The 22,469-nt window shown below is 66.0% G+C and carries 26 protein-coding genes; 19 read left to right on the top strand and 7 right to left on the bottom strand.

All coding sequences use genetic code 11. The annotated features are described in order from the left end of the window. Nucleotides 1–3: 3 nt before the first annotated feature. The 4 genes from ilvN (at nucleotide 4) to AC07TU_RS11010 (ending at nucleotide 3,629) form a co-directional block, all read left to right on the top strand. Nucleotides 4–519, top strand: coding sequence for an acetolactate synthase small subunit (ilvN, locus tag AC07TU_RS11025; RefSeq protein WP_066580033.1), 516 nt, complete (start codon nucleotides 4–6; stop codon nucleotides 517–519). A 114-nt stretch (nucleotides 520–633) separates the two neighbouring features. Continuing rightward, nucleotides 634–1,653, top strand: coding sequence for a ketol-acid reductoisomerase (ilvC, locus tag AC07TU_RS11020; RefSeq protein WP_495187953.1), 1,020 nt, complete (start codon nucleotides 634–636; stop codon nucleotides 1,651–1,653). 84 nt (nucleotides 1,654–1,737) lie between these two features. After that, nucleotides 1,738–3,198 carry an ABC transporter substrate-binding protein gene (locus AC07TU_RS11015; protein ID WP_495187952.1) on the top strand — a complete coding sequence of 487 codons (1,461 nt, stop codon included), beginning with the start codon at nucleotides 1,738–1,740 and terminating at the stop codon, nucleotides 3,196–3,198. Nucleotides 3,199–3,209: 11 nt separating this feature from the next. Next, a complete protein-coding gene (locus AC07TU_RS11010; protein WP_495187951.1) occupies nucleotides 3,210–3,629 on the top strand; it encodes a DUF4112 domain-containing protein in 420 nt (139 codons plus the stop codon). On the opposite strand, the gene AC07TU_RS11005 is transcribed toward AC07TU_RS11010, so the two are convergent. Genes AC07TU_RS11005 through nadC form a run of 3 tightly spaced genes read right to left on the bottom strand, consistent with a single transcriptional unit; the run spans nucleotide 3,626 to nucleotide 5,649 of the window. Further along, a complete protein-coding gene (locus tag AC07TU_RS11005) occupies nucleotides 3,626–4,321 on the bottom strand; it encodes a ribonuclease T2 family protein (RefSeq protein ID WP_495187950.1) in 696 nt (231 codons plus the stop codon). The genes AC07TU_RS11010 and AC07TU_RS11005 overlap by 4 nt on opposite strands. Then, entirely contained in the window at nucleotides 4,318–4,770 is a 453-nt protein-coding gene (locus AC07TU_RS11000) for a hypothetical protein (protein WP_495187949.1), read from the bottom strand. The genes AC07TU_RS11005 and AC07TU_RS11000 overlap by 4 nt, the downstream gene beginning before the upstream one ends. A 33-nt stretch (nucleotides 4,771–4,803) precedes the next feature. Further along, entirely contained in the window at nucleotides 4,804–5,649 is an 846-nt protein-coding gene (gene nadC / locus AC07TU_RS10995) for a carboxylating nicotinate-nucleotide diphosphorylase (RefSeq protein ID WP_495187948.1), read from the bottom strand. A 147-nt stretch (nucleotides 5,650–5,796) separates the two neighbouring features. Here nadC and AC07TU_RS10990 point away from each other — a divergent pair, with 147 nt between their 5' ends. From AC07TU_RS10990 to AC07TU_RS10940, 11 genes are all read left to right on the top strand, one after another. Continuing rightward, nucleotides 5,797–6,120 carry a DUF1476 domain-containing protein gene (locus tag AC07TU_RS10990; protein WP_495187947.1) on the top strand — a complete coding sequence of 108 codons (324 nt, stop codon included), beginning with the start codon at nucleotides 5,797–5,799 and terminating at the stop codon, nucleotides 6,118–6,120. 2 nt (nucleotides 6,121–6,122) lie between these two features. Further along, entirely contained in the window at nucleotides 6,123–6,365 is a 243-nt protein-coding gene (locus AC07TU_RS10985) for a BolA/IbaG family iron-sulfur metabolism protein (RefSeq protein WP_495187946.1), read from the top strand. 16 nt (nucleotides 6,366–6,381) lie between these two features. After that, nucleotides 6,382–6,711 carry a Grx4 family monothiol glutaredoxin gene (gene grxD / locus AC07TU_RS10980; protein ID WP_495187945.1) on the top strand — a complete coding sequence of 110 codons (330 nt, stop codon included), beginning with the start codon at nucleotides 6,382–6,384 and terminating at the stop codon, nucleotides 6,709–6,711. Between the two features lie 41 nt (nucleotides 6,712–6,752). Then, nucleotides 6,753–8,111: a glycosyltransferase gene (locus AC07TU_RS10975; RefSeq protein WP_495187944.1), complete on the top strand. Its 1,359-nt coding sequence runs from the start codon at nucleotides 6,753–6,755 to the stop codon at nucleotides 8,109–8,111. 239 nt (nucleotides 8,112–8,350) lie between these two features. Continuing rightward, nucleotides 8,351–8,719 carry a BlaI/MecI/CopY family transcriptional regulator gene (locus AC07TU_RS10970; RefSeq protein ID WP_126003585.1) on the top strand — a complete coding sequence of 123 codons (369 nt, stop codon included), beginning with the start codon at nucleotides 8,351–8,353 and terminating at the stop codon, nucleotides 8,717–8,719. Further along, nucleotides 8,716–10,374: a M56 family metallopeptidase gene (locus AC07TU_RS10965; protein ID WP_495187943.1), complete on the top strand. Its 1,659-nt coding sequence runs from the start codon at nucleotides 8,716–8,718 to the stop codon at nucleotides 10,372–10,374. The genes AC07TU_RS10970 and AC07TU_RS10965 overlap by 4 nt, the downstream gene beginning before the upstream one ends. Nucleotides 10,375–10,532: 158 nt before the next feature. Continuing rightward, a complete protein-coding gene (locus AC07TU_RS10960) occupies nucleotides 10,533–11,390 on the top strand; it encodes an MBL fold metallo-hydrolase (RefSeq protein WP_495187942.1) in 858 nt (285 codons plus the stop codon). Then, a complete protein-coding gene (locus AC07TU_RS10955) occupies nucleotides 11,375–12,112 on the top strand; it encodes a DUF4230 domain-containing protein (protein ID WP_495187941.1) in 738 nt (245 codons plus the stop codon). The genes AC07TU_RS10960 and AC07TU_RS10955 overlap by 16 nt, the downstream gene beginning before the upstream one ends. Before the next feature lie 62 nt (nucleotides 12,113–12,174). After that, nucleotides 12,175–12,954, top strand: coding sequence for a DUF2306 domain-containing protein (locus AC07TU_RS10950; protein ID WP_495187940.1), 780 nt, complete (start codon nucleotides 12,175–12,177; stop codon nucleotides 12,952–12,954). Nucleotides 12,955–13,004: 50 nt separating this feature from the next. Next, nucleotides 13,005–14,003, top strand: coding sequence for a quinolinate synthase NadA (gene nadA / locus AC07TU_RS10945; protein WP_495187939.1), 999 nt, complete (start codon nucleotides 13,005–13,007; stop codon nucleotides 14,001–14,003). Nucleotides 14,004–14,098: 95 nt separating this feature from the next. Continuing rightward, entirely contained in the window at nucleotides 14,099–14,473 is a 375-nt protein-coding gene (locus AC07TU_RS10940) for a DoxX family protein (RefSeq protein ID WP_495187938.1), read from the top strand. 4 nt (nucleotides 14,474–14,477) lie between these two features. On the opposite strand, the gene AC07TU_RS10935 is transcribed toward AC07TU_RS10940, so the two are convergent. Beyond that, nucleotides 14,478–15,464: a phytanoyl-CoA dioxygenase family protein gene (locus tag AC07TU_RS10935; RefSeq protein WP_495187937.1), complete on the bottom strand. Its 987-nt coding sequence runs from the start codon at nucleotides 15,462–15,464 to the stop codon at nucleotides 14,478–14,480. A 117-nt stretch (nucleotides 15,465–15,581) separates the two neighbouring features. Between AC07TU_RS10935 and AC07TU_RS10930 the strand changes: the two genes are divergently transcribed. Next, entirely contained in the window at nucleotides 15,582–16,382 is an 801-nt protein-coding gene (locus AC07TU_RS10930; RefSeq protein WP_495187936.1) for a transporter, read from the top strand. Nucleotides 16,383–16,400: 18 nt separating this feature from the next. Here AC07TU_RS10930 and ettA read toward each other — a convergent pair whose 3' ends face one another. Next, a complete protein-coding gene (gene ettA, locus AC07TU_RS10925) occupies nucleotides 16,401–18,080 on the bottom strand; it encodes an energy-dependent translational throttle protein EttA (protein ID WP_495187935.1) in 1,680 nt (559 codons plus the stop codon). Between the two features lie 171 nt (nucleotides 18,081–18,251). Between ettA and AC07TU_RS10920 the strand changes: the two genes are divergently transcribed. The 3 genes from AC07TU_RS10920 (at nucleotide 18,252) to AC07TU_RS10910 (ending at nucleotide 20,571) form a co-directional block, all read left to right on the top strand. Next, nucleotides 18,252–19,610 (top strand): M28 family peptidase, encoded by a 1,359-nt coding sequence (locus AC07TU_RS10920; protein ID WP_495187934.1) that lies wholly within the window; start codon nucleotides 18,252–18,254, stop codon nucleotides 19,608–19,610. Between the two features lie 143 nt (nucleotides 19,611–19,753). Next, the gene (locus AC07TU_RS10915; protein WP_495187933.1) at nucleotides 19,754–19,981 is read left to right on the top strand and encodes a hypothetical protein; all 228 of its coding nucleotides are present in this window, start codon (nucleotides 19,754–19,756) and stop codon (nucleotides 19,979–19,981) included. Nucleotides 19,982–20,235: 254 nt separating this feature from the next. After that, on the top strand, nucleotides 20,236–20,571 hold the full coding sequence (locus tag AC07TU_RS10910; protein ID WP_495187932.1) for a UrcA family protein: 336 nt from the start codon (nucleotides 20,236–20,238) through the stop codon (nucleotides 20,569–20,571). 45 nt (nucleotides 20,572–20,616) lie between these two features. Here AC07TU_RS10910 and AC07TU_RS10905 read toward each other — a convergent pair whose 3' ends face one another. Further along, complete coding sequence (locus AC07TU_RS10905) at nucleotides 20,617–21,357, bottom strand: LytR/AlgR family response regulator transcription factor (RefSeq protein WP_495187931.1); 741 nt, start codon at nucleotides 21,355–21,357, stop codon at nucleotides 20,617–20,619. Further along, nucleotides 21,347–22,462 carry a sensor histidine kinase gene (locus AC07TU_RS10900; protein WP_495187930.1) on the bottom strand — a complete coding sequence of 372 codons (1,116 nt, stop codon included), beginning with the start codon at nucleotides 22,460–22,462 and terminating at the stop codon, nucleotides 21,347–21,349. The genes AC07TU_RS10905 and AC07TU_RS10900 overlap by 11 nt, the downstream gene beginning before the upstream one ends. Nucleotides 22,463–22,469 lie beyond the last annotated feature (7 nt).

Here is a 22,469-nt window from a genome sequence, read left to right as displayed (position 1 = left end):
CCCATGCACATCAAGGAAGAAAAAGCCGAGCGGCATACGCTTGCCGTGATCGTCGACAACGAGCCGGGCATCCTTGCCCGGATCGCCGGCCTGTTCACCGCGCGCGGCTACAATATCGAGAGCCTGACCGTGTCCGAGATTACCGAGGACAAGGCGGTAAGCCGGATCACCATCGTCACCTCGGCGAGCCCCGCGACGCTCGAGCAGATCGTCGCGCAGCTCGACCGGCTGGTGCCGGTGCACAAGGTCCACGACCTGACCGCCGAGGGCGAACATGTCGAGCGCGAGCTGGCGCTGGTGAAGGTGGCCGGTACCGGCGATCACCGGATCGAGGCGCTTCGCCTGTCCGAAGTCTATCGCGCCCGTGTGGTCGATGCGACGATCTCGAGCTTCGTGTTCGAGGTGACGGGGACGACCGAGAAGATCGACAAGTTCATCGAGCTGATGGGCGAAGTCGGCCTGATCGAGGTCGCCCGGACCGGCATCGTTGCCATTTCCAGAGGGAAAGAGGCGGCCTGAAACCGACGGCCTGATCGGCCAACAGATTAATTGTCCCCCGCATTGCGGGCGAATGGATTAAGGCGCGGCGGAATGACGCCGTCCGCGCGGGAATGACGAAAGGGAATTTTCGAAATGCGTGTCTATTACGATCGTGATGCCGACCTGAACCTGATCACCGGCAAGAAGATCGCCATCGTGGGGTACGGTTCGCAGGGCCATGCCCATGCGCAGAACCTGCGCGACAGCGGCGTCAAGGAAGTCGCGATCGCGCTTCGCGAGGGCTCGGCGACGGCGAAGAAGGCCGAAGCCGCGGGCTTCAAGGTGCTGTCGAACAAGGAAGCGGCACAATGGGCCGACGTCCTGATGATCCTGGCGCCCGACGAGCATCAGGCCGCGATCTGGGAGAACGACCTCAAGGGCAACATGAAGCCCGGCTCGGCGATCGCCTTTGCCCACGGCCTCAACATCCATTTCGGCCTGATCGAAGCGCCGGCGGATATCGACGTGATCATGATCGCGCCCAAGGGCCCGGGTCACACCGTGCGTAGCGAATATGTCCGCGGCGGCGGCGTGCCCTGCCTGATCGCCGTCCATCAGGACGCGTCGGGCAACGCGCATGACGTGGCGCTCGCCTATGCCAGCGGCGTCGGCGGCGGCCGTTCGGGCATCATCGAGACCAATTTCCGCGAGGAATGCGAGACTGACCTGTTCGGCGAGCAGGCGGTGCTGTGCGGCGGCGCCACCGCGCTGGTCCAGGCCGGGTTCGAGACGCTGGTCGAGGCCGGCTATGCCCCCGAAATGGCCTATTTCGAGTGCTTGCACGAGCTCAAACTGATCGTCGACCTGATGTATGAGGGCGGCATCGCCAACATGCGCTACTCGATCTCGAACACCGCCGAATATGGTGACATCAAGACCGGCCCGCGCATCATCACCGAAGAGACCAAGAAGGAAATGAAGCGCGTGCTCGCCGACATCCAGTCGGGCCGCTTCGTCAAAGACTTCGTGCTCGACAATCGCGCCGGCCAGCCCGAGCTCAAGGCTTCGCGCATCGCCTCCAAGCGCCACCAGATCGAAACGGTCGGCAGCGAACTGCGTGCGATGATGCCGTGGATCGGCGCGAACAAGCTGGTGGACAAGGAAAAGAACTAAGTCCTGCGAATAAGTCCTGAAAAAAGGACGGAGAGGATGCTGGGGCGGGGTTGGATTCCCCGCCCCAGCCACATACACCGGGGCATGTTCCGCCCCGCTTTCCCCGTCGCCCTCGCATTGGCGTTTCTGGCGGGTGGGTGCGGCCAGCGCCCCGACGATATCGCGGTGGTGGCGAGCGCGATCGGCGGCGACGCGAAACTTGCCGATCCGGCCCGCGGCGAACTCGATTTCGCCGCCCGCGTCATGCTCGATTCGACCGCACAGGGGCTGGTCCGGTTCGACGCCAATGGCGGGATCGAGCCGGGGCTTGCCGAGCGCTGGATCGTCATCGATGGCGGCCGAAGCTACATTTTCCGCCTGCGCGCGGCGGAGTGGCCCGACGGAACGTCCGTCACCGCCGCCGACATCGTCAGCAGCCTCAAGCGGGCGATCGAGCCGCGCAGCCGCATCGCCATCGCCCCCTTCATCGCGGTGATCGACGAGGTCGTCGAAATGACCCCGCAGATCGTCGAAGTGCGGCTCAAGCGCCCGCGCCCCGATCTGCTCAAGCTCTTTGCGCAGCCCGAACTGGCGATCCTGCGCCGCCCCGCGCTCGCCGGGACCGGCCCGTTCCGTGTCGAGCCCGGCGCAGGGCCGGTGCTGCTGCGCCCGGGCTTCGATCCCTCGCACGTGGCGGAGGAGCTCGAGGAACCCGATCCGGCGGACAATATCCGACTGCGCGGGGAACGGGCAGCAAAGGCGATCGTGCGGTTCGCGGCGCACGAATCCGATCTGGTGCTGGGCGGCACCTATCGGGACTGGCCATTGCTCGCGCGCGCCGATGTCGCGCCGGCCAATATCCGGATCGATCCGGCAGCCGGCCTGTTCGGCCTCGCCGTGGTGTCGCGCACCGGCTTCCTCGCCAAGGCGGAGAACCGCGCCGCCATCGCGATGGGGATCGATCGCGCCGCGCTGACCGCATTGTTCCGGCCCGAATGGCAACCGGCCGAGACGCTGTTGCCGGGCAAGCTCGATTCGGCAGGCGATCCGGCAATCCCGGAATGGACCGCGCTGGCGCCCGAGGCCCGCAAGGCGACCGCACGCAACCGCGTCGCGGCCTGGCGCTCGCTCAACCCCGGTGCCTCGCTCACCATCCGCGTTGCGCTTCCCCGCGATCCCGGCAGCACCTTGATATGGGTCCGGATCGCACGCGACCTGATGGACATGGGCCTGCGCCCCGAGCTCGTGGCCGAGAATGTCGATGCCGATCTGCGGCTGATCGATGCCGTCGCACCCTATGACAGCGGCCGCTGGTACCTCGTCACCGCCTGCCAGTCCTGCCCCGCGCCGCTGATGGAGGCGATCGAGGCGGCGCGCGACGCCCCCACCCTCACCGATCGCGCGCAGCGTATCGCCGACGCCGACATGGCGCTGACCGCCGACTCCGCCTATATCCCGATCGCACAGCCGCTGCGCTGGTCGCTGGTCGCGCTGCGTCTGCGCGCCTTCCAGCCCAACGCACGCGCCTGGCACCCGCTCACGCATCTGCGCGAGCGCGGACAATGAAGGATGAACTGATGGCCGAGGCGACCCGCATGGATCAGGAACCGGAGACGGTGTCGTACACCGGCAACGATCCCGCATCGGTGCGCTACCGGATCGAGATGATCGAGAAGCTGCTCGAGCGCGCAATCATCATCCCGGGCACGCGCCAGACGGTCGGCTTCGACGCGGTGCTGGGGCTGATCCCGGTCGCGGGCGATATCGTCGCGGCGGCGATGGGCGCCTATATGATCTGGGAAGCGCGCAACCTGAACATGCCCAAGAGCGCGATGTTCCGCATGGCCGGCAATGTCGGGTTCGACTGGCTGATCGGGCTGGTCCCGGTGCTGGGCGACACGGCGGACTTCTTCTTCCGCTCGAACAGCCGCAACCTCAAGATCATCAAGAAACACCTCGACAAGCACCACCCCGGCACCGCGACGATCCGGAACTAGCGCCAGATCCGGACCGGCACGTGCGCGGGTATGCCGCGCTGGTGCGCCGGACAGGCCCGCGGGCGGAAGCGCGTGTCGAGGCACACCCACAATTCGTCGAGCCAGCGATCCCTGCCCGCTTGCACGCGGAGCATCGCCGGGGTCATGCCCGGATTGGCGCGTGCCACCGCTGCGGCGAGCTGGCCCGCCGTGAGGCCGGGACGGCGCGACAGGCCGTCCATGTCGGGATAGCGGACGGCGGCATAGGCCTCCCGTGCCCGGTCGAAATAGGCAGCCGGCGGCAGGCCGGAGCAGCTGCCATGCTTGGCATATTGGTAGCGCTGGAGCGCGGGCGAGGGCATCGCGCAGAGATTGCGCCGCACCACTGCTTCGGGGATGCGCGGCGCGGGCGCGCAATATTGCGGCCAGCTCGCCCCCTGCCCGTCCGGCCACAGCCCATGAAGCACAAAGCCGAAGCGGTTGCCGGGATCGCACTGGAACCGGTCGCGATTGGCCGACTGGCGGCAAAAGCCCGGATTCCAGGTCAGCGCCAGCGTATAGCCGCCGACCGGCGTTATGCGGCGCGGGCCCGGACGCCCAAGCTGCTCCGAAGCCTCGGGAAGCCGGTCGGGAACCACGCAGCGATCGGCCTGAGCCGCCGCGACGCCGGGAAAGGCCAGCATCAGGGCGAGCAGCGCCGCGCGGCGGATCATTCGAACGGCGCGCTGTCCGATCGCGCGTCGTCACCGGCGAACCAGCTCTGCGCGTCGGGCCGGAACAGGAGCCAGACCGCATAGGCGGTGCAGGCAAAAGTCGCGAGGCTCAGCGCCGTGCCGAGCACACCGGTCACCGGATAGCTCATCACCGTGAACGGCAGCCCGAGCACCGACACGCCGAACAGCACCACCACCACCCATTTCGCGACCGAGCTCGCCCGCCGCGCGGTGAAATACCAGAGCAGCAGCCACAGCGCGAGCATGGCGAGCGAGACGGCGATCATCATCGTCTCCGCGATCTCCGCCATCTGCGGATTGCCGGCAAAGGCCGGGTTCTTGTTGACGCTCTCAAGCCGGGTCCCCCACCCCTGCGCCAAATTGACCAGCCACAAGAGGGTCGCCCCCAGATAGGCCTGCTCGAAACGGACAATCGATTGCGGACGCATGGAAATTCCCTCTCTGTTGCGTCCAGCTACGACTCAAGCCTGCGCGAAGTCCAGCCCGATATCAGCAGCAGGCGCAGACTGCGTAAGCCGCCCGACGCTGACGAAGTTCACCCCGGTCTCGGCAATCGCCCGGATCGTGTCGAGCCGTACCCCGCCCGATGCCTCGGTCGGCACGCGTCCGCCCACCAGGGTCACCGCACCGCGCAGCGTAGGCGGGTCCATATTGTCGAGCAGCAGGTGCGTCGCGCCGGCGGCCAGCGCGGGCTCGATCTGCTCGACGCGATCGACCTCGACGATGATCCGTTCGATCCCGGCATTCACGGCACGGCGCACCGCCTCCCCCACCGATCCCGCGACCGCGACATGATTGTCCTTAATCATCGCCGCGTCCCACAGGCCCATGCGGTGGTTCTGCGCGCCGCCCATGCGCGTCGCATATTTCTCGAGCCGGCGCAGGCCGGGAATGGTCTTGCGCGTATCGAGCAGGGTCGCGCCGGTTCCCGCGATCCTGTCGACATAGCCGCGCGTCATCGTCGCGATGCCCGACAGATGCTGGACGGTGTTGAGCGCCGCGCGTTCGGCGGTGAGCAGCGCGCGCGCATTGCCGCGCAGCCGCATCAGGTCGCTGCCGGCCGCAACCTGTGCGCCTTCCTCGGCCAGCAGCTCGATCTCCACCATCGGGTCGAGCGCACGAAAGAACGCCGCGGCGATCGGCAGACCTGCCACCACGATCGCATCGCGGCTGTCCATGACGCCGGCGAACACCGCATCCGCCGGGATGACCGCCGCGGAGGTCACGTCTCCGCTGCCGACATCCTCTGCCAGCGTGGCGGCGACGAACGCCGGAAGATCGAAGCCGTCGAGCTGGAACGAAGTCATGCGTCTATCCTTGGCCTGAACCGGCCGCGGCTATAGCCGAACCGGCGTCACAGCGAAGCCCCTGTGCGGCAGGAATTCGGTCAACCCGTTGTCATGCCGCAATCGCGAACCTATCTCCGAGCCGAAACAATCAAGGGGTTTTTAGGGATGACGACCTTCGACGATCGCGAGCGTGCGTTCGAGGCCAAGTTTGCGATGGACGAGGAAATGGCGTTCCGCGTCACTGCGCGCCGCAACCGCCTGCTCGGCCAATGGGCGGCGGCAAAGCTCAACCTGACCCCGGAAGAGACCGACGCCTATGCCAAGGCGGTGGTCCAGGCCGATTTCGAGGAAGCGGGCGACGAGGACGTCATCCGCAAGCTGCTGGGCGACCTGACCGCGGCGGGCGTCGAGGTCGACGAAGCGACGGTACGCCAGGCGGTCGAGGAACAGACCGTCGAAGCGCGCCGCCAGCTGATCGAGGCAAAGTAATCATGGCGATGGCGGCGGACGAGATCGAGGCGCTGATCCGGCAGGGCATCCCCGATGCCCAGGTCGAGATTACGGACCTTGCCGGTGACGGCGATCACTATGCCGCCCGCGTGGTGAGCGAGACCTTCCGGGGCGTTCCCCGGATCCGGCAGCATCAGGCTGTCTATGCAGCGCTCGGCGGGCGCATGGGGGGCGTGCTGCACGCCCTCCAGCTCACCACCGCCGTGCCCGCGAACAATGAATGACCTCGGAGCGAGTGACATGACCGACGAAACCCAGACCCACATTCAGAGCATCGTCGATGCCAACGACGTGCTGCTGTTCATGAAGGGTACGCCACTGTTTCCCCAGTGCGGCTTCTCGAACCGGGCGGTCTCGATCCTCAACCATCTGGGCGTCGCGTTCGAAAGCGTCGACGTGCTCCAGGATCAGGCCGTACGTCAGGGGATCAAGGAATTCTCCGACTGGCCGACCATTCCCCAGCTCTATGTGAAGGGCGAGTTCATCGGCGGTTCGGACATCATGATGGAGATGTACGAGTCGGGCGAGCTGGCGCAACTTCTGGAAGAGAAGGGCGTTTCAGCAGCGTAACAACCGCGGTGTTTTGCGCGGTTTTGTAAAGGTAGCGTATCATGTTCGTGCAACCTCTGGCTGCGGCGCTTGGCGTCGCGGCAAGGGACAGTGCGTCCCTGACGATTTGTGATTTGACGCAGAGCTATTCACCTGCGGGCGGCGGCGGGATCAGCACCTACCTCCGCGAGAAGCGCGATTACGTGCTCAACCATACCCCGCACCAGCTGCTCCAGATCGTTCCCGGCCCCGAGGACAGGGTGACGATCAACGGCCGTCACATCTTCGCCGAGGTCGGTGCCGAGCCGGTGCGCGGCAGCCCGAACTACCGCTTCATCCTGCGGACCGATGCGGTACGCGACCTGCTCGAACATTATCGGCCCGACATTATCGAATCGCTCTGCCCCTGGGTGCTGCCCTGGACCGCGATCAACCACCGGCGCGACTATCCCGAGACTATATTGGTAGCGGGCTACCGTACCGATTTCCCCAATGCGCACGTCCATCGCGTCGTTGAGGCGAAGGCCGGCAATCTCGCGGCGCGCTTCATGCGCATGCTCGCCTATGGCTATGCCGAGATCACCTATCGCGAGTTCGACCGAGTCTACACGCTGAGCGAGGACGCGCAGCGCACGCTGGCGCGCAAGACGATCACGCGCACCGACGTGATGCCGCTGGGCGTCGATACGACGATGTTCACTCCCTCGAAGCGCGACCTCGGCTATCGCGCCTCCCTGGGGCTTCCCGGCGACGGACCGCTGCTTATCTATGCCGGCCGCATCGATAACGAAAAGCGCACCGACCGGCTGGTCGAGATGTTCCGCAAGCTGCCCCGCGATCTCGGCGCCGCCATGGTACTGATGGGCGACGGCAAGCTGCGCGAGCGGCTGATGCGTGAGGCGCAGGGCCTGCCGATCGCCTTCCCAGGCTTCGAGAAGGACCGGATCGGGCTGGCCCGCGCCCTCGCCTCTTCCGACATCTATGTCTCCGCGATGGCAGACGAGACCTTCGGCATCTCGGTGCTCGAGGCACAGGCCTGCGGCCTGCCCGTTGTCGGGGTCGCGAGCGGCGCAATGCCTGATCGCGTGCCCGAAGGGCTCGGCCTGCTCGGCCCGGTCGACGACACCGCGGCAATGGCCGCCAATGTCACGAAGCTGTGGAACGACGGCGCCCAGCTGATGGGTGCCCGTGCTCGCGCGATGGTGGTGGAGACCTATGGCTGGCACCGCACCTTCGAGCGGCTGTTCACCGAAATCTATCCCGCCGCCCGCGCCCGCGCCGCCGAACGACTCGAGGAAGACGCCGCGAAGATCTTCCGCCGCCGCACGCGGCGCGATGGATCGCCAGTGGTATATGGCGCTGACAGACGGGGGCTAGAAACGGGCGAGGCGGGCAGCCCGGTATGTGCTGCCCGCCTCTGAAGCGTTACACGCGCTTAGTGAACAGCGGTGTGCCCTTGTCGTTGCAGTCCGCGTGCCAGAATGAGTAACCTACGGAAAACCGGCGTTTTCATGGTTAACGAAATTCTCGCCCTACCCATTTTGTAAGAAGTTCCGACACTTTCCCCGCCTCCTTCGCCTGAATGCCGTTCAGACAGTGTTCAGCCTATTGACTACAGATGTGGTCGAAACGATTACAGGCGTAATCGAAGGGGAGTGAAATGACCGAACGGATCAGCGACGCCGAGCACGCCGTGATGGAAGTGCTGTGGGACGAATCGCCCCTCACCGCCAACGATGTTGCCGAGCGCGTGGCCCCGTCACGCGGCTGGAGCGCCAATACGGTCAAGACCCTGCTCGGCCGCCTGCTCGCCAAGAACACCATCGCCGCCGAAGAAGACGGCCGCCGCTACCTCTATCGTCCGCTGGTCGAGCGCGGCGATTATGTCGAGGGTGAATCGCGCCGCCTGATCGACCGGCTGTTCGGCGGCAAGCTCACGCCGCTGGTCGCCCATCTCGCCGAGCGCGATGCGCTCACCGACGAAGACATCGCCGAAATCGAAGCACTGTTGAAGGAGATCAAGCAATGATCGCCTGGGTTGTAGAGACGTTCGTCGCGACGACGCTGCTGATGCTGCTGGTGCTTGTGATCCGCAAGCCGGTGAGCCGTCATTTCGGGCCCAACATCGCCTATGCGTTGTGGGCGCTTCCTGTCCTTCGCCTTGCGCTGCCCCCGCTTCCCGAAAGCTGGCGGGCGAGCGCCGAGACCCCGGTCGCCGCGGCGAGCGAAGTCATCACATATTACATGGTCGATCCGGTCACCGTCCCTGCGGCGGCGGCAGCGTCCGCCACGGCTCCGATCGAGGCCGCACCGTTCGACTGGCTGCCGGTGATTGTCGCGATCTGGGCCGTGGGGGCGCTTGCCTTCCTCGCTTATCATCTGATCGCTCATAGCCGGTTCTGCGCACGGCTGCTGCGCCGCGCGAAGATCGAACGCACTGTTGCCGAAGGGCGCGTGCACGTGATCGAGACCGATGCGGCTACCGGCCCCCTCGCCTTCGGCATCTGGCGCAAGTACGTCGCCTTTCCGCGCGACTTCCATGAGCGCTACGATCCGCTCGAGCGCAACCTCGCGCTTGCCCACGAACTCGGTCACCACCTGCGTGGCGACTTGATCGCCAACTGGATCGCGCTGGTCGTGCTCGCGCTCCATTGGTTCAACCCGGTCGCATGGCGGGCGTTCCGCGCCTTCCGTGCCGATCAGGAGATGGCCTGTGATGCCCTGGTGCTCTCAGGCCGCGCCCCGGCGCTGCGCCACGCCTATGGCCGCGCCATCGTCAAGTCCGCGCATGGGGGTGCGGTCTCGGCTGCCTGTCATCTGCATACCATCAACGAACTCAAGGGGAGGCTCAAAATGCTCGCGAAGCATGACCGGAAGTCGCGCACGCGGATCACCGCCGGCGTCACGGGCGCCGCGGCGCTGACGCTGGCCGGCCTGGCGTTCACCGCATCGGGCACCCAGGCAGCGGCGAACCTGCGTGCCGATGTCGGCGACGCGATCGGCGTCGATCTGCAGGAAGTACCGCCTGCGCCGGAAGCGCCTGAGGCCCCCGAAGCGCCCGCCGCCGTTGCAGCCGCCCCGGCCGAACCGGCTGAGCCGGCCGCCCCCGCCGACGAGGCCAAGGCGGTCAAGAAGATCCGCATCGTCACGCGCGACAGGGACGGCAAGATCACCGTCACCGAAGATGGCGACACCGACAGGATCGTCATGCGGAACAAGCGTCTCATCATCAAGGATGGCAAAGTCGTCAGCGGAGACGGGATCCCCGACGATCTGCCGGTTGTCCTGTCGGCCAAATGCGGTGCGCCCGCGGACGGTGAACTCAAGATGGAAAGCAAGGACGGCAAGCGCCGCACGATCACCATCTGCAGCGACCGGATCGAGATGCGCGCCAATGCCGCCACCGCCCGGGCGCTGTCCGCCCAGGCAACGGCCGACCGGGCGCGTACCATCGCCCTCGCGCAAGCCGACCGGGCACGCATCGTCGCCCTCGCAAAGGCTGATCAGGCGCGTTTCGTCGCCATCAGCCGGGCCGATATAGGCAAGCGCCACGCCATGATCGGCCTCAAGATGGCCCGCAAGTCGATCGAGGCGCAGGACGACCTGACCGCCGCGCAGAAGGCCGCAGCGCTCAAGGGCATCGATGACGCCATCCGCGAAGTCGAGGCTGCCGAAAAGGATTGATCCGCACGATCAACGAAAGGGTGGAGGAAAGTCCGCGGTCTGATGCCCATCGCCGCGGAGGGTGCTCCAACCGGGCCGGTCGCTTCCCCTATGGCGGCCGGCCCTCCTTTTCCCGTTGCGGACTTGCCTGAGCGCCGCGCAGCCGCCATCTCGGCGGCATGACCGATCCCGCAACCGGTGAAGCGATCCGGCTCGAGCCGCTAGTGACCCGCATCCTCGCGGCGAACCCCTCGCCCTTCACCTATACCGGCACCGAAACTTATCTGGTCGGCACCACCGATCTGGCCGTGATCGATCCGGGTCCCGACCTGCCCGGGCATGTCGATGCGCTGCTGCGTGCGATCGATGGCCGCCCCGTCGTCGCGATCCTCTGCACCCACACGCATCGCGACCACAGCCCGGCGAGCCGTGCCATAAAGACCGCGACCGGTGCGCCGATCATCGGCTGCGCGGCGCTTGCTCTGGACGACGACGGCCCCCGCGCCGACGCGGCGTTCGACCGCGACTATCTGCCCGATCGCGTCCTGGGTGACGGCGAGCAGCTGCGCGGCGACGGCTGGACGCTCACTGCGGTGGCCACCCCCGGCCATACCTCCAACCATCTCTGCTTCGCGCTCGAAGAGAGCGGCGCGCTGTTCACCGGCGATCACATCATGGGCTGGTCGACCAGCGTGATCGCGCCGCCGGACGGCGACATGGGCGACTATATGGCCAGCCTCGACAAGCTGCTCGCCCGCAAGGATCGCATCTACTATCCCGCGCATGGCGATGCGGTGGAGAAGCCCCAGCGGCTGGTGCGCGGCATGATGGGGCATCGCAAGCAGCGCGAGGGGCAGATATTGCGCCTGCTCGGGCAAGAGGCTCGTGAAATCCCCGCGATGGTCGAGAAGATGTACGTCGGGCTCGACCCGCGCCTCACCGGTGCGGCGGGCCGTTCGGTGCTGGCGCATCTTATCGACCTGCGCGAGCGCGGCATTGTCACCGGCACGGAGGGCGGTCCGTGGCGGATGTCGTGACGCGTGATACGCTGGTCCGCGGCCTGCTGGCCGCCGCCGCGATCGCCGTCATCCTGGCGGCGGCGTGGATCGCATGGGATCGCTATGCCGAAACCCGGATGGCGACCTTGCCCGAAGACGGCGGCGCGCCCGTGACCCGGATCGTCACCGCCAAGCTCGCCGGTACCGGCAAGCTTCAGGTCGCCGAGCTTTCCGGTATCGTCCAGGCTACCGCGTCCGACATTCGCGGCTTTGGCTGGCTGCGGAGCGATCAGGTGGTCAAGATGCCCTATTCGGTGGGCTATTTCGTCGATCTGTCGAAGCTGCGCGACAGCGATCTGCAATGGAACGCGCAGACCAAGACGCTGATCGTCGATGCGCCCGACGTCACGGCTGCCGCGCCCAATACGGACGAGGGCCGCCGCACCCTTGTGGAGACCAGCGGGCTGTTCGTGACGCGCGATGCCGCCGAAGCGCTCAGCCAGCGCACCTCGGCCCGTGCGACCGATGTCGCCGGGCGCGAGGCCCGCAGCCCCGAACGCATGGCGCAGGCCCGCGAGCATGCCCGGCGCGCGCTTGCTCGCCTGCTCTCCCAGCCGCTCACCGCCGCGGGTCTCGGCGATGTCCGGGTGGTCGTCACCTTTCCACCCGAGCGCGGCGCGCAGACCCGCGAACATTGGGACGTATCGCGCTCCCCCGAACAGGTGATGAAGGACATCGAGGCGCGCGAGGGCGCAAACTAGTCATTCGGACCGCCCGCCAAACGTGATAGTCTCCCCACCGGGTGATCTTGGGGAGCATCACCATGGCCACAATTTACGACATCACAGATGTACCGCAGCGTAGCGACGACAGGTTCTTCCTGTGGAGTGCCTTCGCGATGGCGGCGGTGCTCGTCGCCGGCTTCTCGCTCCATCTCGCCGCGGGACGATCGAGCTTCGGCGCACCGCTCTATGTCCACGCCCATGCCATCGTCTTCTTCGGCTGGGTTACGATCTATTGCGCGCAGGCCGTGTTCGCGACGCGCGGGCCGCTGCGGTTCCATCGTCTGCTCGGCTGGGTCGCGGTCGGCTGGGTGGTGGCGATGGTGGTGGCCGGGATCGCGGTGACCGTCCTGCGCATCCGTGCCGGACAGGCGCCTTTCATCTTCCGCCCACAACATTTCCTGATCGCTAATCCGCTGATCGTGCTGCTGTTCGCCGGGCTGACCACCGCCGCGGTCAGGATGCGGCGGCGTACCGACTGGCACCGCCGGCTGCACATGTGCGCGATGATCGTATTGCTCGGCCCCGGCTTCGGCCGGCTGCTGCCGATGCCGCTGCTGATCCCCTGGGCCTATCAGATCGCGAACCTGCCCGGCCTGATCTTCCTGTTTGCCGGCATGATCGCCGATTACCGCCGCGACGGGCGCATCCATCCCGCTTGGTGGTGCGGTCTGGGCGCGATCCTGAGCGTCATGCTCGCCACCGAGCTGATCGTCTATTCGCCGCTCGGCACCGCAATTTACCAGACGGTGACCGCGGGTTCGCCCGGTGCTGCGGTCGCCCCGCTCGATTTCGCGCCGCCACCTGCGCCAATGGGTTGAACCCGGCCCCGGACAAGGCCATGTGAGGGCCAAAATCTGAGGGTCATACAATGAACGCACCGAGCAACCTGTCCGGCGTCGATATCCGTGCCGAGATCGAGCGTCTGCGCAAGGAGCGCAACGCAGTGATCCTCGCACACTATTATCAGAAGCCCGAGATCCAGGACCTTGCCGATTTCGTCGGCGACTCGCTCGAACTGTCGCGCAAGGCGGCAGAGACCGATGCCGAGGTGATCGCGTTCTGCGGCGTGCGCTTCATGGCCGAGACCGCGAAGATCCTGAGCCCCGACAAGACCGTCATCCTGCCCGACATGGACGCCGGCTGCTCGCTCGAGGACAGCTGCCCGCCCGAACAGTTCGCCGCGTTCCGTGCGCAGCACCCCGACCATATCGCGCTGACCTACATCAACTGCTCGGTCGAGGTGAAAGCCCTGTCCGATATCATCGTCACCAGCTCGTCCGCCGAGAAGATCCTGAGCCAGATCCCCAAGGACCAGAAGATCATCTTCGGCCCCGACAAGCATCTGGGCGGCTATATCAACCGCAAGATGGGCCGCGACATGTTGCTGTGGCCGGGCGTGTGCATCGTGCACGAAGCGTTCAGCGAAACCGAGCTTCTCAAGCTCAAGGCGCTGCACCCCGGCGCGCCCGTCGCTGCACACCCGGAATGCCCGCCGCACGTTCTGGATCATGCCGACTATGTCGGGTCGACCAGCGGCATCCTGCAATATGCCAAGGATTTCGACGGCGACACGATGATCGTCGCGACCGAGCCGCACATCATCCACCAGATGGAAAAGGCGGTTCCGGAGAAGACCTTCATCGGCGCGCCCGGCGCGGACGGAAACTGCAACTGCAATATCTGCCCCTACATGGCGATGAACACGCTGGAGAAGCTCTACATCGCGCTCCGCGACCTGGAGCCGCGGATCGAGATCGAGGACGAGATCCGGCTCAAGGCCAAGAAGAGCCTCGACCGGATGCTGGCGATGGCGAGCGGTACGGTGGGCCTCGGTGATCTCGGCCCGCTCAAGGTCACCGGCGACTGAAACGATCGGTTTCCGCTGGCGGGATTGATCAAACCGGGCAAGCGTGAAAGGTTTCACCTGCGCAACGGCGTTCAGGCCGCGCGAGGAGACCCATCATGCCGATCCCTGCAAGCTGGTCCGACAAGCTGCTTTCCGTCCTGCGCATCGTCGCGGGACTTTCGTTCCTTCAGCACGGCACGTCGAAATTCTTCAACCTGCCGCCCTTCCCCATGCCGCTCAATCCGCTGCTCTATGCAGCCGGCGCGATCGAGCTGGTCGGCGGCGCGCTGCTGGTGATCGGGCTGTTCACCCGCCCCGTCGCCTTCATCGCCGCGGGCATGTGCGCCGTGGGTTACTGGCTCGCCCACGGGTCGAAGGGCTTCTTCCCCGCGGCCAATGGCGGCGAGGCGATCCTGCTGTTCACCTTCATCTTCCTCTACCTCGCGGCGGCTGGCGGCGGCGCGTGGGGCCTGGACGGAAAGAAGGCCTGACCGTTCAGCGCCACTCCGGATGCGTGGTGAGCGCGGGCGAGTAATAGGTGAGATATTGCGCCAGCCGTGGCCGCGCCGAGCGGTTCGGGCTGGCGCCATGCGGCAGATCCTGCCGCCAGATCACCAGATCGCCCGCGCCCGCCGGAATCGGGACCGCCTCACCACTCAGGTCGATCCGGCGCGGATCGCGATCCCCGATTTCCGCCAGCCAGGTTTCGAGCCGGTGGTGGAAGCCCGGAACCAGCGTGAACGCGCCCTGATCCGCCGCAGTGTCGGTGAGGTAGAGGATTCCCTGCGTCGCGAATGGAATGGGCAAGGTAAGGCTCGCGTCCCAGTGCAGCCGCGGCCCCTGAAACCGGCGCGTGGCCGTCTCGGGCGGATTGAAGCTCATCCGGTCGACCGTGACCCACAGATCCGCCGTGCCCCAAAGCTGCGCGAACGCCTTGTGGATCCGCGGCGACCGCCGGGCGGCTTCAAGCGCCGGGTGCTGGAACTGCTGCACCATGATCCCGTTGCCGCGATAGTCGTACCAACTCGCCGGAACTGCCGGATCGCCGCCCACGATCTCCCATAACAATGCTTCGGCGGCAGCGGCCTCGTCGGCGCTGATCGCTTGCCGTAACAGCACCCAACCCTCGCGCTCCCAATGCGCGAGATCGTCGGCGTCGAGTGCAGGGGCCGCCGCATCGATCGCATCGATTCGCGCCTGCGCGCTTGCGGGAGGCGGCGCGCGGTCCAGCCAGGCATGATAGCGCGCAATCGTCTCGGGATCGGGCGGCCCGGCGGTGGCAAGCACCCATGTTTCGAACGCCGCCAGTTCGGGCTGTTCCTGCCCAAGATACTGGATCGCTTGCTCCAGCCCCAGACCGAGCGCATCGAACAGCATACGTTCGGTCTGATCACGCAGAGCCCGCCGTGGCGCGCGGAAAGTGAGCTGCGCCCAGAGGTCCTTGAAACCGCGAACATCGGTCAGATCGAGAGAGGGCTGCATTGCCCGCACCTTTCAGGCTGAGGTGCAGGCGTCAACGGTCGATACCTTCCCCGGACCGGATCGACTATGCGATCAGCAAAGCTGATGCGCCCCCGCGCCGGACGGAGCCTGCAACCGATGTCGAAGATCCCTGCCCTGACTGCGATCCTGCTGGCCGGCACCGGCGTTGCGCAGGCGGAGGAACTGCGACCGCTCTGCGCGGACCGGCCCGGGCTCGGCACGCCCGCCTGCACGGTGGACGCGGGCCGCACCGTCGTCGAGCTCGGCGGGCTCGACTGGACATTCGATCAGGATGACGCGCAGCGCAGCGACACGCTGATCGCCGGCGATCTGCTGATCCGCCACGGCGTGACACCGAATCTGGAGATACAAGCAGGCTGGACCGTGTTCGGCACGGTCCGCGTGCGTGACAAGGTGACTGGCGCCGTCGCGCGCAGTTCGGGGGTCGGCGATGTTACTCTCGCCGCGCGCTACAATCTGTCTAACCCGGACGGCTCGGGCCTCTCGGTGGCGATCATGCCCTATGCGACCCTGCCTGCCGGTGGAGACGCCATCGGCGCGGGCGATTGGGGGGCGGGCCTGATCATCCCGGTCAGCTACAGCCTGAACGATACGATCGGGATCGCGCTGACACCCGCGATCGACGCAGCCGTCGACAGCGACCGGAACGGGCGGCACCTCGCTTATGGCAGCGTCATCGGCCTCAGCGCCGCGCTCAGCGAGTCGGTGAGCGGCGCGCTCGAAGTTCAGGTGACCCGTGACGAAGACCCGGCCGGGTATACGACAGAGGCGCTTGCCAGCCTGTCCTTCGCCTGGGTGTCAAAGGATCGTCTGCAGATCGACGCGGGCGCCGTGGCCGGTCTCAACGCCGACAGCCCTGACCTGCAGCTTTATATGGGAATAACGCGCCGTTTTTAGGCGGCGCGTTATTCGATCTCAGCGGGTCAGCTTCTTGTAGGCAAGGCGGGTCGGGCGATCCGCCGCGTCGCCCAGGCGGCGGCGCTTGTCTTCTTCATAGGCCTCGAAATTGCCCTCGAACCATTCGACATGGCTGTCGCCCTCGAAGGCGAGGATATGGGTAGCGAGACGATCGAGGAAGAAGCGATCGTGGCTGATGACCACGGCGCAGCCCGCGAAATTCTCGATCGCCTCTTCGAGCGCGCCGAGCGTTTCGACGTCGAGGTCGTTGGTCGGTTCGTCGAGCAGCAGAACGTTGCCGCCACGCTTCAGCATCTTGGCGATGTTGACGCGGTTGCGCTCACCGCCGGAGAGCTTGCCGACATTCTTCTGCTGGTCCTGGCCCTTGAAGTTGAAGGCCCCGACATAGGCGCGCGTCGACTGGTCGTGGCCATTGACCTTCATGTAATCGAGCCCGTCCGAGATTTCCTCCCAGACGTTCTTCGACGGGTCGAGATGGTCGCGGCTCTGGTCGACATAGCCGAGGCGGACGGTGGTCCCCATCTCGATCGTGCCCGAATCCGGCGTTTCCTGGCCGGTGATCAGCTTGAACAGCGTCGACTTGCCCGCGCCGTTCGGCCCGATCACGCCGACGATGCCGCCGGCCGGAAGGGTGAAGGACAGGTTCTCGAACAGCAGCTTGTCGCCATAGGCCTTGGAGACGTTCTCGACCTCGATCACCTTGCCGCCCAGGCGCTCGGGCACCTGGATGACGATCTGCGCGCCGCTCGGCTTGCGGTTCTCCTGGCTTGCGACGAGTTCGTCGAACTTCTTGATACGCGCCTTGGACTTGGTCTGGCGGCCCTTGGTGCCGGCGCGGATCCACTCCAGTTCGTCCTTGATCGCCTTCTGGCGGCCCGTCGCTTCACGGTCCTCCTGCTCGAGGCGCTTCGACTTCTTTTCGAGATAGGTCGAGTAGTTGCCCTCGTACGGGAAATACTTCCCGCGATCGAGCTCGAGGATCCAGTCCACCACATTGTCCAGAAAGTAGCGGTCGTGGGTGATCATCAGCACCGCGCCGGCATATTCCTTGAGGTGGTTTTCCAGCCACTCGACGCTTTCGGCGTCGAGGTGGTTGGTCGGTTCGTCGAGCAGCAGGATCGACGGCTTCTGGATCAGCAGGCGGGTCAGCGCCACGCGGCGCTTTTCACCACCCGACAGGTTGTCGACGGTCCAGTCCGACGGTGGGCAGCGGAGGGCTTCCATGGCGACTTCGAGCTGGTTGTCGAGCGTCCAGCCGTCGACCGCGTCGATCTTGGTCTGGAGATCGCCCATCTCCTCCATCAGCGCGTCGAAATCGGTGTCGTCCTTGGGATCGCCCATTTCGGCCGAGATCGCGTTGAAACGCTCGACCAGGTCGGCAGTCTCGCGCGCGCCGTCCTTGACGTTCTCCAATACGGTCTTGGTCGGATCGAGCTGCGGCTCCTGCTCCAGATAGCCGACAGTGATGTTCTCGCCCGGCCAGGCCTCGCCCGAGAAGTCCTTGTCGATCCCCGCCATGATCTTGATCAGGGTCGACTTGCCGGCGCCGTTGGGACCGACGATGCCGATCTTGGCACCCTGATAGAATTGCAGGTTGATGTTGCTCAGCACCGGCTTCGGGGCGCCGGGGAAGGTCTTGGTCATGTCCTTCATCACGAAGGCGTATTGGGCGGCCACGTGCGGGTCTCCGTTCGAATATCTGGGTGTCCGGGAATTTGGCGCCGATGTAGCGATGCACCCGCCGATTGGCAAACCTGTCGCTTGTCGAAAAGACGCCGCGGACGGGTTGCCGCCGCCCCGGCCCTTCCGTTACGTCACGCCGCAACAATATTTCGGCGGAGGAAAAGAATGCGTGTGAAGACCCTGACCCTGGCTGCCATGCTGAGCCTCCCCCTCCCCGCACTCGCCCAGACCGACCCGGCCGCGCTGCGCGACGCCGCACTGAAGGACGAGATCGCCTGGGACATCACCGAAGGCCTCACCACCGAGATCGGCCCGCGCCTTGCCGGAACCGAAGCGGAAGCGCGCGCCCGTGCCTGGTCGGTGAAGAAACTCGCCGCGCTCGGCTTCAGCAATGTCCGCAACGAGCCGTTCCAGATGAAGACCTGGGTCCGCGGCGTCGAGACGCTGGAGGTGCTCGCGCCCTTTCCCCAGCCGCTGCGTCTCACCGCGCTCGGCAATTCCGGCGCCACATCCGCGGCCGGCCTGAATGCCGAGATCGCCTATTTCCCCAACCTCGCGGCGCTCCAGGCCGCCCCTGATGGCAGCCTCAAGGGCAAGATCGCCTTTGTCAGCCACAGCATGACCCGTACCCAGGACGGATCGCAATATGGCGCGTTCGGCGCGGTCCGCCGCTCCGGCCCCGCGACCGCCGCGCGCAAGGGCGCGGCTGCGATCCTGATCCGCTCGGTCGGCACCGACTATCATCGCAACCCGCATGCCGGCGGCACCGGTTTCCCCGAAGGCGTGACGCCGATCCCCGCCGCCGCACTCTCGCTCCCCGATGCCGAACAGCTCGAGCGCATCCTGAAGCGCGGCCAGCCGGTCAGCGTCAAACTCACCCTCACGCCGAAGCAGGTCGGCATGACCGAATCGGGTAACGTCATCGCCGAAGTCCCGGGCAGCGACCCCGCAGCCGGAATGGTCGTTGTCGCCTGTCACCTCGACAGCTGGGATCTGGGCACCGGCGCATTCGACGACGGCGCGGGCTGCGGCATCGTCACCGCAGCGGCCAAGCGGATCATGGACGCAGGCAAGCCCCGCCGCACGATCCGTATTCTCTGGGCCGGGGCCGAAGAGGTCGGCGTGTTCGGCGGCCGCGCCTATTTCGAAGCGCACAAGGGCGAGAGGCACGCGCTTGCCGCCGAATCCGATTTCGGTGCGGACCGGGTCTGGCGCGTCGATTTCAAGCTTCCGGAAAGCGCAAAGGCGGTCGGCGATCGCGTCGCCGCGGCCCTCGCGCCGCTGGGCATCAGCCGCGGGCGCGATGCCGCGAGCGGCGGCGCCGATGTCGGCGCGCTGATCGCTTCAGGTGTCGCAGGCGTGGACCTGCAGCAGGACGGCACCCGCTATTTCGACCTGCACCACACGCCCGACGACACGCTCGACAAGATCGACCCGGAGCAGCTTCGCCAGAACGTTGCGGCGTGGACCGCGATGCTCGCCGTGGTTGCCAATGCACCCGAGGAAATTGGCGCCGTTCAATGACGCAGCGCATCATTTCGGCTCGCCGCAAAGCTTGCTGTCAGATGAATTCCCATTGACGACGGCGTAACGGGCGTTATTCCGACTAACTCGCACGGCAATCGGGCCGGGGCGAACCGAATAATTTTTGCTTGGGAGCAAAACGAATGAAGAAGGTCCTCATCGTCGCTGCCGCGACCGGCCTGATGTCGCTCGCCGCCTGCAACACCACGCCGGCTGCGAACAACACCGTCGAGAACGTTGCTGAGTCGCTCGAGAACGGCGCTGACCTGCTCGCCGCCGAAGGCGCGAACGCAGCGAACGAAGTCGGCGCGATGCTCGACAACGCTGGCGAGACGCTCGACAACGTTGCTGCTGGCAACACCGCCGAGTAATCGGATCAGTTCTTCCTGGGCTCGCAAGAGCCCGGTTGAATCGAAAGGGCGCTCCTCACGGGGCGCCCTTTTTCGTTGCCCGTGCCTGCCGGCAGGGCAATGTTCGTCGCCGACGATCGGCCGTTCGTCGTATCGAACGGTTTCGGTGGACGCAGTTCGCCGCCTTATCGAGCATCGATGGCCCCTCACCAACCGGGAGCGTAGCCGGGGATCAGCGTTCAATCAGGACGCGCCCCGTAACCCCGGAGTGACCCATGTTGTCCAACCTCGCCCATGCGGCCGCGATCGCCGCCGCGCTCATCGCCGCAGTTCCGGCCAGTGCCGGCGGCGCGAAGTCCGTGAAGGTCTCCTACGCCGGTCTCAATCTTGCCAGTGCTTCGGGCAAGGCCGAGCTCGACCGCCGCGTCACACGCGCAGCCACGCGCATGTGCGGCGTCGGTCTCGAGCAGCACCTTGTCCTCGAGGCAGCCGCCCAGCGCTGTGCGATCGCAGCACGCGAATCGGCGCAGCCCGGCATCGAGCTCGCTTACCGCAACGCCGCCAACCGGCAGCTCGCGGCGCGGGATATGAGTGTCACGATAGCACCCTGACATTCATCCACCTGCCCCGCCCGCTGGATGGACCGGTGGGCGGGGCTATTTTGCCATGATCGCCTTGGCTGCGGCCTGGTAGGTGCGGCCGATGCGTACCAGGTCGCCATCGGCGAGCTCGGCGTGCCACACGCCAAGACCGTCATGCCTGAGCTTGGCGATCCGGTCCCTGCGCACGATCGTCGATCGATGGAGGCGGATGAAGCGATCCGGATCCAGCCGCCGCTCAAGTTCGCTGATCGTCTGGTGGATCAGGTAGCTCCGTCCGCCGACGCCCAGCCGCATATAGTCCCGCTCGGCATCGACACGTTCGATATCGCCCGCGCTGACGCGCACCATCTCCGACCGGTGCGGCACCCAGAATTCCTCGATCCAGCGCGAATTGGCCGGCTGGGGCTCAGCATTCGCCCGTCCCGCCACCTCGACCGCGCGGCCGATCGCTCGTGCCAGCCTTTCAGCGCTCACCGGCTTCAGCACATAATCCACCGCTGCCACGTCGAACGCCGCGACGGCATGCTGCTCGAACGCTGTACAGAAGATCACCGCCGGCCGATGCACCGTCGCCGACAAGGCCTCCGCCACGCCGATTCCGTCCCGGTGCGGCATCGCGATGTCGAGCAGGACCAGATCGGGGTCGAGCGCATCGATCAGCCGCAATGCGGCCTCGCCATCGCTGGCGGTACCGATCAGATCGATCTCCGGAATGCCGGCGCACAGGATCTGCATCCGTTCGACGGCAAGCGGCTCGTCATCGACGATCAGGGTGCGCAGGCGTTCAGCAGCCATTGGTCACCAGCGGCAGCGTCAGAATCGCGACAAATCCGCCCTCGGCCCGTTTGCCGGCGGTCAGCCAGGCTGCATCGCCGAACCGCGCGCGCAGCCGGTCGCGAACGTTGCGCAGCCCGACCCCGGTCCCGTTCGACGCCCTGGCGCCGTCGCCATCGTCGCTCACCGTCACCTCCAGCTTGTCGCCGTTCACGCGGGCGCGGACACAAATCTGCACCGGACGGCGCGCCGGCGCGACCCCGTATTTCACCGCATTCTCGATCAGCGGTTGCAGGATCAGGCCCGGGACGCACGCCCCGGCCGCCGCGGGCTCGATCTCGAAGCTCCCGCGCAGCCGCTCGGGAAAGCGCACTGCCTCGATCTCCAGATAGAGTTTCTGGACCGCAATCTCGTCCGCCAGCGGCACGTCGTCGGTCGGCTCGCTGGCGAGGCTGGTGCGGAAGAAATTGGACAGGTTGAGGATCATCGCCTCGGCATCCTCGCGCTTGCCCGACATGACGAGCGAAGAAATCGAGTTGAGCGTGTTGAACAGGAAGTGCGGATTGACCTGGTAGCGCAGCGCCCGCAGCTCCGCGGTCTGTGCGGCAGCCCGCAATCGCGCAGTCTCGCGCTCCGACGCGCGCACCGCCCCGGCATAGGACAGAGCGAGGTAGAACACGGACCATGAGAGGAAGAAGAAGTACCAGCCGAGCGCATTCTCCGCGATCAGATCTGCCGGTTTCTCTGTCTTATGCTCGGGCTCGGTCCCCGGACGCTTCTGCATCTCCGGCGGCTTCGGATCGACGACGTAGAAGGACAGATAGTTGACGGTCGAATAGGCCGTGGCGGCAACGGCGGAAAACAGGAATGCCGCTGCGACCCGAACGCGCAGCGTGTGATGGCAGAACAGCCGCAGGATCCGATAGAGAAGATAGGTGAAGCCGATGCCGAACAGGCTCACCCAGGCCCGGTTGTCCAGCATCAGCCAATAGCCGGGATAATCCATGATCCACGACCGCAGCGTGATGCTGACATAGTAGAAGACCCAGAAGGCGACGATCGACAGCACCGCAATCCGCTGCGGTACCGTGAACGGCGTGGAGTCTGAATGGTTCTCGACGGCCATTTAAGAC

This window comes from Sphingomonas sp. GW821-FHT03E12 (assembly GCF_059420685.1).
This window is presented reverse-complemented; position numbering and strand designations above follow the sequence as displayed.

What these genes read in the sequence shown, in the direction of transcription:
- AC07TU_RS10930 (WP_495187936.1), top strand. Translation starts at nt 15,582, where the DNA reads ATGTCGAAGATCCCTGCCCTGACTGCGATCCTGCTGGCCGGCACCGGC.
- nadA (WP_495187939.1), top strand. Translation starts at nt 13,005, where the DNA reads ATGAACGCACCGAGCAACCTGTCCGGCGTCGATATCCGTGCCGAGATC.
- nadC (WP_495187948.1), bottom strand. Translation starts at nt 5,649, where the DNA reads ATGACTTCGTTCCAGCTCGACGGCTTCGATCTTCCGGCGTTCGTCGCC.
- AC07TU_RS11010 (WP_495187951.1), top strand. Translation starts at nt 3,210, where the DNA reads ATGGCCGAGGCGACCCGCATGGATCAGGAACCGGAGACGGTGTCGTAC.
- AC07TU_RS10990 (WP_495187947.1), top strand. Translation starts at nt 5,797, where the DNA reads ATGACGACCTTCGACGATCGCGAGCGTGCGTTCGAGGCCAAGTTTGCG.
- AC07TU_RS10960 (WP_495187942.1), top strand. Translation starts at nt 10,533, where the DNA reads ATGACCGATCCCGCAACCGGTGAAGCGATCCGGCTCGAGCCGCTAGTG.
- AC07TU_RS10935 (WP_495187937.1), bottom strand. Translation starts at nt 15,464, where the DNA reads ATGCAGCCCTCTCTCGATCTGACCGATGTTCGCGGTTTCAAGGACCTC.
- AC07TU_RS10965 (WP_495187943.1), top strand. Translation starts at nt 8,716, where the DNA reads ATGATCGCCTGGGTTGTAGAGACGTTCGTCGCGACGACGCTGCTGATG.
- AC07TU_RS10915 (WP_495187933.1), top strand. Translation starts at nt 19,754, where the DNA reads ATGAAGAAGGTCCTCATCGTCGCTGCCGCGACCGGCCTGATGTCGCTC.
- ilvN (WP_066580033.1), top strand. Translation starts at nt 4, where the DNA reads ATGCACATCAAGGAAGAAAAAGCCGAGCGGCATACGCTTGCCGTGATC.
- ilvC (WP_495187953.1), top strand. Translation starts at nt 634, where the DNA reads ATGCGTGTCTATTACGATCGTGATGCCGACCTGAACCTGATCACCGGC.
- AC07TU_RS10970 (WP_126003585.1), top strand. Translation starts at nt 8,351, where the DNA reads ATGACCGAACGGATCAGCGACGCCGAGCACGCCGTGATGGAAGTGCTG.
- AC07TU_RS11005 (WP_495187950.1), bottom strand. Translation starts at nt 4,321, where the DNA reads ATGATCCGCCGCGCGGCGCTGCTCGCCCTGATGCTGGCCTTTCCCGGC.
- AC07TU_RS11015 (WP_495187952.1), top strand. Translation starts at nt 1,738, where the DNA reads ATGTTCCGCCCCGCTTTCCCCGTCGCCCTCGCATTGGCGTTTCTGGCG.
- AC07TU_RS10910 (WP_495187932.1), top strand. Translation starts at nt 20,236, where the DNA reads ATGTTGTCCAACCTCGCCCATGCGGCCGCGATCGCCGCCGCGCTCATC.
- AC07TU_RS10975 (WP_495187944.1), top strand. Translation starts at nt 6,753, where the DNA reads ATGTTCGTGCAACCTCTGGCTGCGGCGCTTGGCGTCGCGGCAAGGGAC.
- AC07TU_RS10940 (WP_495187938.1), top strand. Translation starts at nt 14,099, where the DNA reads ATGCCGATCCCTGCAAGCTGGTCCGACAAGCTGCTTTCCGTCCTGCGC.
- AC07TU_RS10900 (WP_495187930.1), bottom strand. Translation starts at nt 22,462, where the DNA reads ATGGCCGTCGAGAACCATTCAGACTCCACGCCGTTCACGGTACCGCAG.
- AC07TU_RS10985 (WP_495187946.1), top strand. Translation starts at nt 6,123, where the DNA reads ATGGCGATGGCGGCGGACGAGATCGAGGCGCTGATCCGGCAGGGCATC.
- AC07TU_RS11000 (WP_495187949.1), bottom strand. Translation starts at nt 4,770, where the DNA reads ATGCGTCCGCAATCGATTGTCCGTTTCGAGCAGGCCTATCTGGGGGCG.
- AC07TU_RS10950 (WP_495187940.1), top strand. Translation starts at nt 12,175, where the DNA reads ATGGCCACAATTTACGACATCACAGATGTACCGCAGCGTAGCGACGAC.
- grxD (WP_495187945.1), top strand. Translation starts at nt 6,382, where the DNA reads ATGACCGACGAAACCCAGACCCACATTCAGAGCATCGTCGATGCCAAC.
- AC07TU_RS10920 (WP_495187934.1), top strand. Translation starts at nt 18,252, where the DNA reads ATGCGTGTGAAGACCCTGACCCTGGCTGCCATGCTGAGCCTCCCCCTC.
- AC07TU_RS10905 (WP_495187931.1), bottom strand. Translation starts at nt 21,357, where the DNA reads ATGGCTGCTGAACGCCTGCGCACCCTGATCGTCGATGACGAGCCGCTT.